This is a genomic window from Paenibacillus sp. B46(2026) (genome assembly GCF_056786355.1).
Genome location: NZ_CM165907.1, coordinates 2,664,805 through 2,679,005, shown reverse-complemented (window position 1 = coordinate 2,679,005; position 14,201 = coordinate 2,664,805). Strand labels below are relative to the sequence as shown.

At 45.8% G+C, this 14,201-nt stretch carries 15 protein-coding genes; 2 read left to right on the top strand and 13 right to left on the bottom strand.

What is annotated here, in order from left to right:
• Positions 1-6: 6 nt before the first annotated feature.
• The 7 genes from AC1S8V_RS12360 to AC1S8V_RS12330 all read right to left on the bottom strand — a co-directional run bounded on the left by AC1S8V_RS12360 (position 7) and on the right by AC1S8V_RS12330 (position 8,302).
• Entirely contained in the window at positions 7-732 is a 726-nt protein-coding gene (locus AC1S8V_RS12360; protein WP_482073825.1) for a cytochrome c biogenesis CcdA family protein, read from the bottom strand.
• Positions 733-766: 34 nt separating this feature from the next.
• Entirely contained in the window at positions 767-1,807 is a 1,041-nt protein-coding gene (locus tag AC1S8V_RS12355; RefSeq protein ID WP_482073824.1) for a sensor histidine kinase, read from the bottom strand.
• Complete coding sequence (locus AC1S8V_RS12350) at positions 1,804-2,508, bottom strand: response regulator transcription factor (protein ID WP_482073823.1); 705 nt, start codon at positions 2,506-2,508, stop codon at positions 1,804-1,806. Before AC1S8V_RS12350 ends, AC1S8V_RS12355 begins: the two co-directional genes overlap by 4 nt.
• 76 nt (positions 2,509-2,584) lie before the next feature.
• Complete coding sequence (locus AC1S8V_RS12345) at positions 2,585-3,172, bottom strand: hypothetical protein (protein WP_482073822.1); 588 nt, start codon at positions 3,170-3,172, stop codon at positions 2,585-2,587.
• 166 nt (positions 3,173-3,338) lie between these two features.
• Positions 3,339-5,888: a beta-mannosidase gene (locus tag AC1S8V_RS12340; RefSeq protein WP_482073821.1), complete on the bottom strand. Its 2,550-nt coding sequence runs from the start codon at positions 5,886-5,888 to the stop codon at positions 3,339-3,341.
• A gap of 247 nt (positions 5,889-6,135) precedes the next feature.
• The gene (locus tag AC1S8V_RS12335; RefSeq protein WP_482073820.1) at positions 6,136-7,167 is read right to left on the bottom strand and encodes a LacI family DNA-binding transcriptional regulator; all 1,032 of its coding nucleotides are present in this window, start codon (positions 7,165-7,167) and stop codon (positions 6,136-6,138) included.
• A gap of 187 nt (positions 7,168-7,354) precedes the next feature.
• Positions 7,355-8,302 carry a DMT family transporter gene (locus AC1S8V_RS12330; RefSeq protein ID WP_482073819.1) on the bottom strand — a complete coding sequence of 316 codons (948 nt, stop codon included), beginning with the start codon at positions 8,300-8,302 and terminating at the stop codon, positions 7,355-7,357.
• Between the two features lie 165 nt (positions 8,303-8,467).
• On the opposite strand from AC1S8V_RS12330, the gene AC1S8V_RS12325 reads away from it, so the two are divergent.
• Positions 8,468-9,343 carry a LysR family transcriptional regulator gene (locus AC1S8V_RS12325; RefSeq protein ID WP_482073818.1) on the top strand — a complete coding sequence of 292 codons (876 nt, stop codon included), beginning with the start codon at positions 8,468-8,470 and terminating at the stop codon, positions 9,341-9,343.
• A 45-nt stretch (positions 9,344-9,388) separates the two neighbouring features.
• Here the strand turns inward: AC1S8V_RS12325 and AC1S8V_RS12320 are convergent, their stop codons facing one another.
• The 5 genes from AC1S8V_RS12320 to AC1S8V_RS12300 all read right to left on the bottom strand — a co-directional run bounded on the left by AC1S8V_RS12320 (position 9,389) and on the right by AC1S8V_RS12300 (position 12,699).
• Positions 9,389-9,586, bottom strand: coding sequence for a hypothetical protein (locus tag AC1S8V_RS12320; RefSeq protein ID WP_482073817.1), 198 nt, complete (start codon positions 9,584-9,586; stop codon positions 9,389-9,391).
• A gap of 30 nt (positions 9,587-9,616) precedes the next feature.
• Entirely contained in the window at positions 9,617-10,099 is a 483-nt protein-coding gene (locus AC1S8V_RS12315; protein WP_482073816.1) for a tetratricopeptide repeat protein, read from the bottom strand.
• 377 nt (positions 10,100-10,476) lie between these two features.
• Complete coding sequence (cyoE, locus tag AC1S8V_RS12310) at positions 10,477-11,334, bottom strand: heme o synthase (protein ID WP_482073815.1); 858 nt, start codon at positions 11,332-11,334, stop codon at positions 10,477-10,479.
• Positions 11,335-11,491: 157 nt separating this feature from the next.
• Positions 11,492-12,058, bottom strand: a complete 567-nt coding sequence (locus tag AC1S8V_RS12305; protein WP_482073814.1) for a hypothetical protein — start codon at positions 12,056-12,058, stop codon at positions 11,492-11,494.
• A 287-nt stretch (positions 12,059-12,345) separates the two neighbouring features.
• Positions 12,346-12,699: a DUF3243 family protein gene (locus tag AC1S8V_RS12300; RefSeq protein WP_482073813.1), complete on the bottom strand. Its 354-nt coding sequence runs from the start codon at positions 12,697-12,699 to the stop codon at positions 12,346-12,348.
• Between the two features lie 240 nt (positions 12,700-12,939).
• Between AC1S8V_RS12300 and AC1S8V_RS12295 the strand changes: the two genes are divergently transcribed.
• Positions 12,940-13,149: a hypothetical protein gene (locus AC1S8V_RS12295; protein ID WP_482073812.1), complete on the top strand. Its 210-nt coding sequence runs from the start codon at positions 12,940-12,942 to the stop codon at positions 13,147-13,149.
• A 121-nt stretch (positions 13,150-13,270) separates the two neighbouring features.
• Here the strand turns inward: AC1S8V_RS12295 and AC1S8V_RS12290 are convergent, their stop codons facing one another.
• Positions 13,271-14,188, bottom strand: a complete 918-nt coding sequence (locus tag AC1S8V_RS12290) for an NAD(P)/FAD-dependent oxidoreductase (protein ID WP_482073811.1) — start codon at positions 14,186-14,188, stop codon at positions 13,271-13,273.
• Positions 14,189-14,201 lie beyond the last annotated feature (13 nt).

Genomic DNA, 14,201 nt, shown 5'->3' with positions numbered 1-14,201 from the left:
CAATGATTATTGAAACCAGGTCACCAAGCTGTTTAGTCGGTCTGTCATTAACAATAGTCCCATTACAATAAGAATACAGCCGGAAGTTATTTTGATGACACCCATGTACCTGTATAAACGACGTATCCGCTTCATAACATATTCCGAAAAAACGGACAGAATCAGGAAAGGAATCGCTAACCCAAGGGTATACAGGAACATAAGAAACCCGCCATACAGTGGAGAGCCTTCACCTGCGGCGATACCAAGAATGGCCGCCAGCACAGGCCCGATACAAGGTGTCCAGCCAAAACTAAACGTCAGACCCAGCAGGAACGCTCCGACATACCCACCCCGTTTGGCTTGATCGCTTGACAGCTTTCTCTCCCGTTCCAGCCAGGATAGTCGGATCAATCCGGTTTGATAAATCCCGAAAAGCACCACGATGGCTCCGCAGAAGGCAATAAACACGGGACTTGAGATCATATTACCAACGATGCCGGAACCAAAACCAAGTAATACAAATACCAGGGACAGCCCAAGAACAAATAAAAAAGTCCGCAAAACAAGTGTGGACCGCAACCGAACCGAATTGATGGCAGGCTGCTGCTGATTCGTACCGTTGACCATGCTTCCCGACAGATAAGATACGTATACCGGGATCAGTGGCAGAATACATGGCGCAAAAAACGATAACAATCCTGCACCAAAAACGCCGAAAAGGAATACTAAATCACTGGTCAAGTCATTCACCACCTGAATAAATACTACGCATGATAAACCAAGGTTAACGACTGACGTAGATCGGAAGCGTGAACCAGAAGCAGCTTCCTTCTCCTTTTGTACTCTGAACCCCGATCTCGCCACCATGGAGTTCCACAATCGATTGAGCGATGGCAAGGCCAAGCCCGGCCCCCCCATTGCTCTTGCTACGTGATTTGTCAATGCGATAAAAACGTTCAAATATTCGGGAAGTTTCCTCCGCTTCAATTCCTTCCCCTTCATCCGTAACTGAAATTCGTATAAACGGCCCCTTTTTTTCGGCAGCCAGAATGATTTTTCCTTCAATAGGAGAGTATTGAATGGCATTTTGCAGTAAATTGGAAAGGACCCGCTTCATTTGTGCAGGCATCATGACCGCGGCTGGTAATTTATCGGGCAAATCGATTTCGACGTTCAGCGTTTTCTCGGCGAGATGAAACGAGAAACTCTCCAACGTACTGAGCAGCAACTCATCGACGTGACAAGGCTGAGGCTCAAATACCTCCCCTTGCGCTTCCAGGCTGGATAATTCGAACAAGTCTTGAATAAGCCCTCCCAAACGCTTCGTTTCAAGTCGTATCGTGTTCAGGTAACGTTGAAAGGTTTCTTTATCCTTAATAACATCATCCTCCAACGCTTCGACGAATGACTGAATGGATGCCAAGGGAGTCCGTAAATCATGGGAAACATTGGCGATCAACTCTCGTCTGGCGGTTTCTGAGTGATGCAGATGATCAAAGCTTTCCTTCAGCTTGGAACTCATTTCATTAAATTGCTGTGCCAGGAGCTTAAATTCCTGCGTACCGATGAGAGGGACTTCCGTATGGAAATCCCCTTCGGCAATTCGTATCGTCTGCTGTGTAATTCGCGCAATCGATTTCTCTAATGGCTTAGTCAGCAAATATTGAAGAATAAACGAAAGTAAGCCTACCCCTGCCGTTATAGCCGATAACCAATACAATTGTTCGATCGTAAGCAGCATTTTGGAATAACTGATGAACAAACAAATTAATAATACGCCAATGCCTGTGAGACTGGACAACACCAAGTACGTGCGAAGTTTCATGAACTGCCACCCGCAAACTTGTAGCCTATACCCCAAACTGTTTTAATATATTTCGGATCAGAAGGATTCTGTTCGATCTTCTCTCGTAATCTCCGAACATGTACAGTCACCGTTGTTGTATCTCCCTCATAGCTAAAATCCCAAATCTTGCTTAACATCTGGTTACGGGAGAACACCTGACCCGGGTGACTTGCCAGCAAATACAACATCTCAAACTCCGTAACTGTCAATTCAATTGCCTGCCCGCTAACGTGCACTTCACGCTTTGTAAAATCAATGGTAAGCCCTTCATAACTGATCGTATATTCAGATGTTGTAACAGGTGATGCCTGCGCAGTTCGCATTCTCCGCAGGATTGCCTTCACACGCAAAACAAGTTCTCTCGGACTGAAAGGTTTGGTCAGATAATCATCCGCCCCCATCGTCAGTCCCATTAGACGATCCTGTTCCTCACCCCGGGCCGTCAGCATTACAATGGGCACATCCTCAGTTTGCCGAATCTCGTTGCAGACTTCCCAGCCATTCTTATGTGGCATCATCAGGTCGAGCACAATCAAGTTTGGCGTTTGGCTGTGCCACAGCTCTATAGCCTCCAGACCGTCCTTGGCAGTCACGACAAGATAACCTTCCCGTTCCAGATACCTGCGACAAACGTCGGTAATATTCGTATCATCATCAGCAACCAGTACACATTCATTCAAACGAACCCACCCCATATTCCAGAAAATACATTTGAGCCAATCATATCATATGGTGATGGCGATGCTTCGCTTTAAATTACTTCATTCCCATGGCTGGCATCATGTATTGTTTAATTACAGACTCAGCCGCATACGTATTCCCATCATGGATGACAGGCATCGATTTCAAATTGACTTGCATACCGTCTACCATGATTTTTTTCGATCCAATCCACAATTTAATTGTTTTTCCCGCAGGCATCATCGTGTCATCTTTCATCATGTCATCTTTCATCATCTTATCGTCTTTCATCATCATATCGTCTTTCATCATCTTGTCGTCTTCCATCATCTTATCGTCTTTCATCATCATATCGTCTTTCATCATCATATCGTCTTTCATCATCTTGTCGTCTTCCATCATCTTATCGTCTTTCATCATCATATCGTCTTTCATCATCATATCGTCCATTTTGCCCATATACATCAAAGTTACCGATCTGTCCTTGCTGTCCCACATAATGCTGTAATCATACATTTTGGCTGCCTGTCTCAATTGAACAAGCTCCATGCCATCCTTTTTAATCGTTTTCATATCTGCAGCACTTGCCAATCCAGAAAAGGCCATAGACATCATCAATACCGCTGCTACCATCACTTTTTTGCTCTTATTCGTTTTCATCATTCTTTTCACTCTCCATTCGTTTATTTCGTACATGGAATACAATAAGCAAGACAGCTTACGATTCTCTAAGCGAAGTATTACGAAACCATTACGATATATAAATGAGATCAGGTTTCAATAAAAAAACGGTTGAAATCTCTCTTACGAGAGACTCCAACCGTTTCTTCTAGGTCAAACGAATAAAATCAATCATGGATCGAACCTCGATCGGTCCCGGATTTGATATCACATCATTAGACTGCAATCCCTCTCTGGAACTGAACTGCACCTTCACCGGAATGCCAGGAATCAAGTCGAAGAAGTTATCCGAGAAGACACCCTCCACCTCCGAAGATAGCCATACCTGTTTAGCAAGCACGTCGCTTTCCAATACCAGATGAACGCCGTTCTCATCCGCTCCCCCACTTACATTGATGTTTGCAGGCTGCAGAGCAAGGTCTTTGGACGGTACAAAATAGTGTTCCTGTACGATATTCGCCGCACCTTCCTGTTTCAGATCCAGGCGCAGCAGCGTGTTAGCTGGATCATGACCTTCAAGCCACTCCGCGTTACGTAATGAAAGCACTCGATCACCTGTATTAGGTGCCAAGGTCACGTCATGTTTTTCATCACGATGCACCGTTCCATCGAACCCGAGCAAACGAATCTGTAACTGTCCTTTTACAGGTTGTAATTGATCCGAGATGATATATATATCTGTTGTATCTTCTTTTGTTCCATCTACCGATACCAACACATCGCTGAAGCTGCGTTTCGCATAATATTGCAATGCTTTCCAACGACCAAGGTAGTCCATACCTGCCCATGAAGCCACTGGCCAGCAGTCATTCATTTGCCAGTAAAGTGTGCCCATACAGAATGGTTTACGGCGACGGTGTGCTTCAATGGCCGTCTTCATGGCTTCCGCCTGAAGTACTTGGCTCATATACAGGAACGATGGGAAATCCTTCGATTCATGCATGTACATATCCATATACTGTTTGATCAGACGATTGCCTGCTCCATTCTTCTGATGTGCAAGCATCACTTCCGACTCCAAAGCCAGATCCTCTTCTTCCGCGTAAGTCCTTACTGACTTGTATTCCGGGAAAGACTGGAATCCATATTCGCTCATGAAACGACCCACATGCACGTTGTAGTTTTCGAACGGTTCTACATTATGCCACACGCCCCAGTAGTGAATATCGCCCTCAGATGTAGACGGGTGCGCATGCTGCTTCTCATCCCCTGTAAGTGATACAAGAGGTGAAGAAGGCCAGTAATCCACACCTGGAGCATACGCTTCAACCACTTCTGGCAGCAGATCATGGAAGATGGCTTCGTAATCGGCCCAGATGCGTTCACGCTGCTCGGCAGTAAAATCTTTCTTCCAACCCCAGCCACCATTCTCAACATATTGAGCCCAAGCCGAATCAATCTCATTGTTACCACACCAGAGTGCAATACTTGGATGATTACGAAGACGTTTCACATTATCAATCGCCTCATGTCTCACACTGTTCAGGAATGCTTCATCTCCCGGATACATGCTGCAAGCAAACATGAAGTCTTGCCATACCAGGATTCCGTATTCATCACACAGTTCGTAGAACACATCCTGCTCATAGATTCCGCCACCCCACACGCGAAGCATATTCATATTGGACTCGGCTGCGGATACGATCTCATGACGATAACGTTCATGAGTAATTTCAGTGATGAAGCTATCATTCGGAATGTGGTTGGCCCCTTTGGCAAAGACCGCAACACCATTTAGTTCAAAGTAAAAGGATGCTCCTGCTTCATCTTTGTCACGTACCAGCCGAATGGAACGAAGCCCAGTCTTCACTGTAGATTCAGCCACAGCTCGCTCACCTTGAAGCACTTCGGTAAGGAAGGTGTACATATGCGGATCACCAAGCCCACGGCTCCACCACAGTTTCGGTTCATCAATGGAGATTGGAATCTCCACAGACTGAGTTCCGGGCTGCAGCGATACCGCTCTTTCCCATCTCTGACCGTCTGCGCCAATACGAATGACCGTATCTACCGCTTGTGATGTCTCGACTTCCACAACAGCAGTTAATGAAGCAGAAGTAGCGCTTACTTCATTTTGCTGGATATACACATCATTCATTCGTACCTGTGTCCAACCCTCAAGACGTGCTTCACGCCAGATCCCACTGGTTACAAAACGCGGACCCCAGTCCCAACCATAGTGATACGGGGCTTTACGTGCAAAAATACTTACTCTCTTGTCGCCAAGTCCGCCAACATCGGACTGATCATTCGATGCAGGTAATGCATATCCCAGCTTCTCCAGCTTAGGCAGATCTTCCTGAATTGGTGACCGAAAACGTATTCGGAGAATGTTGCCGTTCCCCTTCAATACAGCCTTTACATCTGCCTTCCATACTCGGAACATATTATCTGCTGATAACACATGCACATCATTCACATACACATCCGCATATGTATCCAGACCATCAAACACCAGTTCCAGATGTTCCTGCGAGAACAACGCTTCGGCAACGTCAAATTCAGTCTGATATTCCCAATCTATCTTATCAATCCATTGTACTTCCTTCTCGTTTGTTCCATAAAAAGGATCTGGAATCTTGCCCAGTTTCAGCAAGTCTGTATGCACACAGCCGGGCACCTGAGCCGGCATCCACTCTTGATCTTCGCAAGCCTTGAACGTCCAATTCTGAAAAACATGTGATTGTATTGTGCTCATGACAGCCTCCATTGTTGTTAGAGTTGTTAACCAATATTTTGTTAGGTTTTGTTATTACAAAAATAAATAACTTACAAAACAAAATTAACACGATATGCTTCTCGCAGTCAATCTGTTTTGTAATTTAATTTGTTAAATGGTTTCTGCATAACAAAAAGACATGAAGCTCTAACCTCTCCATGTCTTTCACCTGATTTCATTTACCCGTATGTTCATTGTTAGAATGGTTCAATAAGTTTGTATCACATTACTCTATACTGGTGTTATATTCATCACGAATAATTAATTCCGAATAGATCAGCTTGCGTTCATATGGTTCATCCAGGTGTTTGATACGCCACAACAGCTGATCTACCGCTCTCGTGCCCAGGTTCTCTTTGTTAATATGTACCGAAGCAAGAATGGGTTCATCCGTCTGCGTATTGTCAAACCCGGTTACGGCACAGCGTTCAGGTACCTGAACGCCTCGGCTGCGGAGTGCTTGAAGGACGATGACAGCTGTATGATCATTCGCACATACAATGACTTCAGGGATATCCTCCAGCTCCATTTCCGCAATGGATCTCCGGATCTGATCATACTCTGGTCCCAGCAAGTCTTCTTGCTGTTCTGCCTCCAACTGCTTCTCTTCCAGCACCGTACGATATCCAAGCCAGCGTTCTCTAAAACTTGCCGCATCGGGCAGTTGCCCGGCAAACTGGAACCTTCTGTACCCTTTTCCAACGAGCATGAGAACCAGTTCTTTCATACACTTTATATTGTCCGTAAAAACCGAGTCTGCGTATATGGCGGGGTCTTCATGATCCACCATGACAAGCGGAATGCGCAGCCTGTATATCTCCAGCAATACCGATGTCGAGATGGTGCCCACGGTAATGACTCCGCTGATTGCTTCGGGATTAAGGACCGAGAACATCCGATCTGAAGAGGGTTCTGTTAACGTTAAAATATCCATTCCCCTCTCATTCAGCCGTTCAGAAATGCCGTCAAACACAGGACCCCAGTACAAGGAGGACCGATTCTGAGAACGAATGTTGGGAAACAAAATCAATATGGTGCCTTGGCGCTCCGCTTCTGGCTTCATCTCCGCTGATATCTGTGTCTCGCCCGGATAACGCTTAGGCTCAGTTCTGAAATACCCGAGCTGCCCCGCTGTTCTGACAATCATCTCGCGTGTATGCTCACTCACACCAGGCTTCCCCGTCAGCGCACGGGAGACTGCGAATTTGGACACCCCCGCAGCATCCGCAATTTGCTGCATCGTTACTCTTTTGGCCATCCTACTCACCCGTTTTTCCTAATTTTCCATTCAGTGTAGCATAAAAAACAAAAATCAACAAAACAAGTTATGTTATTCTATTTTTGTTAGGTATCCGTTTATCTGTTACACAAGGTATTCGACATAACCAAAAAAGGACCTCTCCTCACCTTCCATAGAAGATAACGAAAGGACCTTTGTCCCTTACTTATACGCCCGGTGCTCCCTGATCGCCGAATTCCGACTGTAAAGCCGGACGTTTTCTGCGCCAGAAGATAGGCTGTGCAAGCTTGATCTCTGTGATCAACACACCCATCAACATCAGCGCTGCTCCTGCATATCCTTGCAACGTTAATGACTCCCCTTGAAAGGTAAAAGCAAAGGCCGCTGCAAACAGAGGTTCGAGTGAGAAGATCAGACTCGTTCTTGTGGGAGAAGCATGGCGTTGTGCGAGTGTCTGCAGAATATACCCCAAGCCACTGCACAATACACCTAACCCGAGAATGGCTACCCAGGATTCAGCCGTATCGGGCATACGTGGGGTTTCCAGCATAAATGTAGCTGCAATTCCCCACATCGCCGCAACACCTAATTGTACCGTTCCCAGTGTTAGCGGATCATGCTTCGGCGTGTACTTGCCAGCTATCATAATGTAGATGGCATACACTAGAGCTGCAAGAATGCACAGAATATCTCCCGTGTGCAGACTCAGTTCATGTTGAAGCGTTAACAAACCCAGCCCGGTTACTGCCACCAGTATACTTAACGTCAATCGTTTATCCGGCATACGACGATGCTGGATGGTCGTCAGGATGGGTACAAAAATAACGGCCAAACTTATCAGGAATCCCGCTTGGGATGTCGTTGTTCGTTGCACACCATAGGTGATAAATACAAATGCAGCGAATAAAGCTGTCCCCATAATGGCTCCTGCCACAAGTGTTCTTCGATCCATTTTAATCAGTCGCCGATGAAAAAGAATCCCTGCTGCAAGAAAGGCAATTCCAAAACGAAATGCGACCAGATTCAATTCTTGCATTGACTCTAGGCCCGATTTCATAAACAGATAGGATGATCCCCATATGACCGTTGCGAGCAGCATCTGTATGTCCGCTCTTCTTGTTGCCTGACCTTGATTAACCTGTACACCATTCATCTTGCTTCAACCTTCATTCTATGTATTCTGATCTGTGTGATCGTGCATCAAACTAACTCGCCTTGGCAAGTATAAACGATCTCTTTGCATTATAAAAATGAATATTTATAATGTATTATATGAAATAAACTCATGTATTTAAAATGGGAAGGAACGGAGCCATTCATGTCACTGATCAAATACGAAATATTGAATACCGTTGTGGAATATGGCAGTCTCACCAAAGCAGCTGAAGCATTAAACATCACCCAATCCGCAGTCAGCCATGCCATCGCAAGTCTGGAGACAGAATACGGTTTTTCCCTGCTCCATCGAAGCCGCTCCGGTGTGCGGGTTACCGCTGAAGGCGAACGTATTCTGGGATACACACGTGAGATTCTGCGCTGGACGGAACTAATGAACCAGGAGATTTCACTGATTCGCGGCGCCGAGATTGGTACCGTTCGTATTGGTACATTCGCCAGTGTCTCCACACAGTGGCTGCCCGGCATCCTGAAACAATTTCGACTGCGTCATCCCGGAATTGAGATCAAGCTGTGGGAGGGCGATTATGCTGAGATTGAGGGCTGGCTGGCTGGAGGTGCCATCGATCTCGGATTTCTGTCCCTCGGCGATTCATCACCTTTTGAGACGATTCCATTGCAAAAAGACAGGATGATGTGTATCCTGCCTCTGGATCATCCTCTCGCCTCAGAGGAGTCTGTTTCGTTTGATATTCTGCTGGAGCAACCCTTTATTCTGCCCAAGTGGGGCGGAGATAACGAGATTGAACGACTGATTCGGCAGCATGCAACCAAGCTCAATGTCATCTATGAAGTCGCAGAAGATCAAGCCATCATGGCGATGGTCCGGAATGGCCTTGGCATCAGCCTGCTGCCGGAAATGGTTCTTCAAAATCATACCGATGCACTCGCGCTCGTGCCACTCTCTGGAGATCCTTATCGTACGATTGGCATGGCCTGCCCATCTCTGGGCAATCTATCGCCCGCTACGCGGCGTTTCATTGAAGAGGTGCAACAGTGGCTCGGCCCGGCTATGTAAGTAAATTTGGAGAACTCACTACCTTTATCGTTATGATCCTTTCTCCTATCCGTTACTCACAAATTGGATAACACCAAGAGTCAGCATCAGTACAAATATAACTGCAATCGTGATACCTAAACCAATCAGGAAGCGCACGCCAGGCGAGCGTTTATTCTGCTGGTTGCCTCCCAGGTTATCCAGCTTCTGCTCAATCTGATCCAATCTTTCATTTACTTGTTTCAGATCTTGATTGGAGTTCATTCATCCATCTCCCTTTTCTGCGTATTCGATCTATTCCCACACCCGATCCAGCTGATCTGCGTAGTAACGGATTGCTCGGTTATAGTCGTTTATTCTCTTGTCACTTGATGTATCCGCAAGTTGCACAAGCAATCGTTGCATCGCTTCTGCATGTTCACCCAGATTATAGAGCACCATGGCATAGAAAACTTCAAATTCCCGGTACGCCGGGAATTCTTTCATCCCCGTTTCAAACCAAACCTTTGCCTGCTCGTACTGTCCAAGCGTTCGATATGTACTGCCGAGTCCAAGTATTGCGCCTGCCCTGTCCTCGCCAGAAAGTCCAAGACTCAGTGCCTTCTCATAATGCGGGACAGCCTCCCGCTCCAATCCAAGCGAATCATGTGCCCAAGCCAGCTGATACCAGACATTCGCATTCTCGGGTTCCTGGACTGTAATCTCTTGCAGAAGTTCAATCGCTTCCTGCACCTTGCCTTCTTCTCTCCATCGCACGGCCTGTTCCAAATTACTCATGCTGTCACTTCCCATCTTGCATTATAATTCCCACATATATGATTCAATTGTTTTATTATACCAAAAAAGCACACTGGAGAATATGTTGTAACAACCAGAGGTTGTCCAAACGCTATTCCATAGTGTGCTTTTTCATTCGATGCAGCCTGTTATAACTTCCGATCGCTGTTATCCCCGAATTTTCCGAATCATTTTCACAAAGGTGACAATCCGGGGATAAGCGTATGCTTTCGATGCAGCTTTCTTTCAGAAAGCTTTTAGGCGAACGCTTTCGCTTCTTCAGGTTCTTTCTGTCCTCTCCGTTTTGTGTAAATGTTTAGTTCAATTTATACAGCTTAAGCTGAAATCTTTCTCAGAATGTTCTGTTCATCACCTGATTAAGACCATGTCGTGTTCGCGACCATAACAATAAATACGAGCATGAGATAGTTCACCGAGATCAGAAAGTTCACTTTTGCCCACTTCTCGTCATCCTGTGTCTTCAGTCCGCTAAGTGTATGCACGAACCAGATCAGTCCGCCAAGCAGAGATACAATCAGGAATACCAGACCAACGTAGTCGTAGTAATACAACAGGAATACGGCTGGAAGCAGTAGGAAAACGTAAGGAATCATCTGAAACTTGGTGCGTTTCACCCCTTTTACGACAGGCAACAATGGGAATCCGGCAGCACGATACTCCTCCACCCGGCGAATACCCAATGACCAGAAATGTGGTGGTTGCCACAAGAATAATAGTGCAAACAGCAACCAGGCTCCTGCATCAATTTCGTTGGTTACAGCCGTATAACCGATGACAGGCGGCATCGCTCCTGCAATTCCACCCAGCGACGTGCTCCAGGTCGAACTGCGTTTCAACCACATCGTGTAGATCACGATGTACGCAAACCATCCGAGCAGAGCCATCCAGCCCGATAATGGATTCACCAGGAGATACAATACAGCTAGTCCCACAACGCCCAGGATAATGCCATAGCCAAGAACAAACCCTGGCTTCAGATGGTTAATGTACTCCATCCTTTTTTTGGTACGCTCCATCTTTTGGTCCAATTCACGATCCCAATAATTGTTGATTACACAAGCTGAAGCAATAACCAAAGTTGATCCAATCACGACCATGAGCAGAGATATCCAATTGATATCCCATTTTGAAGCTACCCAGAATCCTACCGCCACCGCAAACACATTCAGCCTTAGAAGTCCGGGTTTGGTTAATGCAATCATGTCTTTAAGCATGAGGCTCCTCCTGAACTATGTAAAAACGCCATTCCAATAATGATACATGTACCTCCCATTAATTACAATCGCTTTCATGAATTTGTCATAACCAAAAAGCATCCCTCACCGTTCTATTGAACGGGAGGAATGCTTGACTGATGAATTTCATCTTATTTTATGGGATGTATTGCTGCACAATTTTGGTGACTTTTCCGTCCTGCACCGTCAGATGATAAGGGAAAACGGACAAATCCAGAATACGGGTATTCTCATACAACGATTCGAACTTGGATAATGTCACAGGTTCATTCCACTGAATGTCTGCGCCCAGCATCGTGCCATCCCGATCATACAACTGCATCAATACTTCAGCATTGGCACTAACTTCAACCTGTTCCTGTTCTTTGCTGTCATTGACAATATAGTAGCCATCTGGAGCACCGTCTATACCTGCTTCCGGGTTACGCTGTGCAAAAATCGCATCGGCTTCTTCACCTTGGTACCAGCCAATCTTGTCCACTGTCATAACCAACTTGCCATTCTCTTGGTGCATACCTTCCACATAAGCTGTAAACATCTCAGAGTTGGCAACCTGAGCTTTTTTCGCAATAGGTTGTTGAGTGTCCGTACTACCTTGAGCATTCGCAGGGGTAAGTAAATATGTAGTCAGCACAATCATACCAAGTAAAGCAACAACTGCACCGATCATTCGTAGTTTCCATTGTTTTGTCGCGTTCTTCATAGGTAACATCTCTCCTTAATATGAACGTTATTATTCCTTAACCGGAAGTCTTCCTTCTCAAACGCTCATCTGAACTATCCATTCCAACGCTCTTTCTTTTCCTATCATACTTGGAACAGCGAGTATAAAAGTATCAGCCAGATTAAAAATAGTTACAATGTGCGTCATCACTCCGGTCTATAGTCTTCGTAAACGGTAAGAACCCCTGAAGACCTAGCCATTCAGGGGTTCTTTACTTGTATATTACTCTTATGCTTGTAAATGTATCTTATGCATAGATGCTCATCTTAATGATTGGTTGTAGAGCCTTGCGCCAAACGAACGAGCATATGGGCAAGCATATGACGTTCATCTTCCTTACCTACATTCCACAGCTCCTGAAGCAACTTCTCTTCACGATTGCGAGGTTCCTCCCGGGCTGCCAGATAATCCGCTACTTTCTCAGCGATTTTAGCCATCTGTTCTTGACTTAATCCGATTGATTCTCCCATCGCAATTCGCTTACCCAGGTATTCTTTGAATGCATCAAAGTTCTGTAAAATCTGTTCTCTTTCTTCCGGCGCAATCTTCTCAATTGCATTGTCCACCTTGTCAGTAGAAACTTGGCCATCTTTATGGATCACGTGATTTTGTTCATTCATCCGAATAACCTCCTTGAGAATAGTTGTTCATTGGAAATACAACATGCTTAACATTAACCGGTTATCTATAATATAAACTGCTCGTCCAAGATTAATCAGTCCATTTCTATCCTGTATGCGTATTGATCTTTGAGCATCACGTTTCTAATGAACTTCAGCGGTTAATCGTTTACATATACGTAATGGTGTTTGGACATGTTAAGAAACACCTGTACATTACGAAACAAGGAGGGATTTCCCATGAGCGACAAAGCCAAACATGAGAAAACAAACGATGAACTTGAATCAGGCGTGAACACAGTGATCCATCCAGACAAGCAAAATCCCGGACCAACCGATATGATTGAAGGTGTGGTTGGTGATATCGTGGAAAATATTCGCAAAGATTTCTCACATGACTCGAAGGACGAGACGTCTTCTTCCAAGTTAACGGATTCTTCGAGTAAATAAGCGCGATCCTTTTCTCCATAACAAAAGATAGCTCAGAAAGTCCTCCTGCCATACGAATGGCTTGGGAGGACTTTTTGGTAATGAACAATTGAATAATCAACCTCATATCTGGAGGTGATTTTCAAATTGAATCCTTTGTCATCTGCTGTAGCGCCTTATGAATCCAGATCGCGGCAATGGAACCTTCACCCATCGCAACGGTTGCTTGCTCTGCATGCAGACCCAGATCCCCGGCAATCCACACATTCGTCGCTGCCTGCAAGCTGCGCGGATTGGCTTCTACATGTTTATTATCGGCGATTACAGCTCCCAGCTGCTCTGCCAATTCATAGTGCACCCGATTGCCTCCAAAAGCGATAAACCCACGCTCCGACTCAAAGATCTGTCCATCTTCGGTCAGAACACCGGTGATATGGCCGTCCTCCATCTGCTGCACTTCCTGGACTGCCGCTTCCAGATAGCGAACGCCCGCCTCTTTCATGCTGCGATGAAGCTTTGCAGATATGGCGGTCTGCTCATGATTGATGTACAACAAGTCCTTGGTACGCTGAATTAAAATCATCGCCATATCGGCCCCTGCTTCACCAGATCCCAACAGAACTGTCCGCTGATCTTGAATTTCATAGCCATCGCAATCAGGACATACATAGACTGTACGACCCAACGTCGGGGTTAATCCCGGAATATCCGGCACTCGATCCGTAAGACCCGTTGCCAGAAGCACCGTTTTGCTCCTATATTCAGATCCGGAAGTGCCGAATAATTGAATCTTCTCACCCTGACGTTCCGCTTTAACGATACGGTCTTTCTCAAAAGCTACACCTGTCCGCTCTGCCTGCATCCTACCTCGAGCACGGAGTTCTTCGCCGGACACCCCATCGGGGAAACCGAGAATATTATGATACGTCCGACACAATGTCGATCTGCCCTCTCCCGCATCAATCACCAAGACCTGATGGGCCGAATAACGTCCAAGCTGAATGGCTGCCTGAAGCCCTGCGAGCCCTCCACCTACGATTATGCAATCAACCTCTCGCATGCTCCTTCTCCTC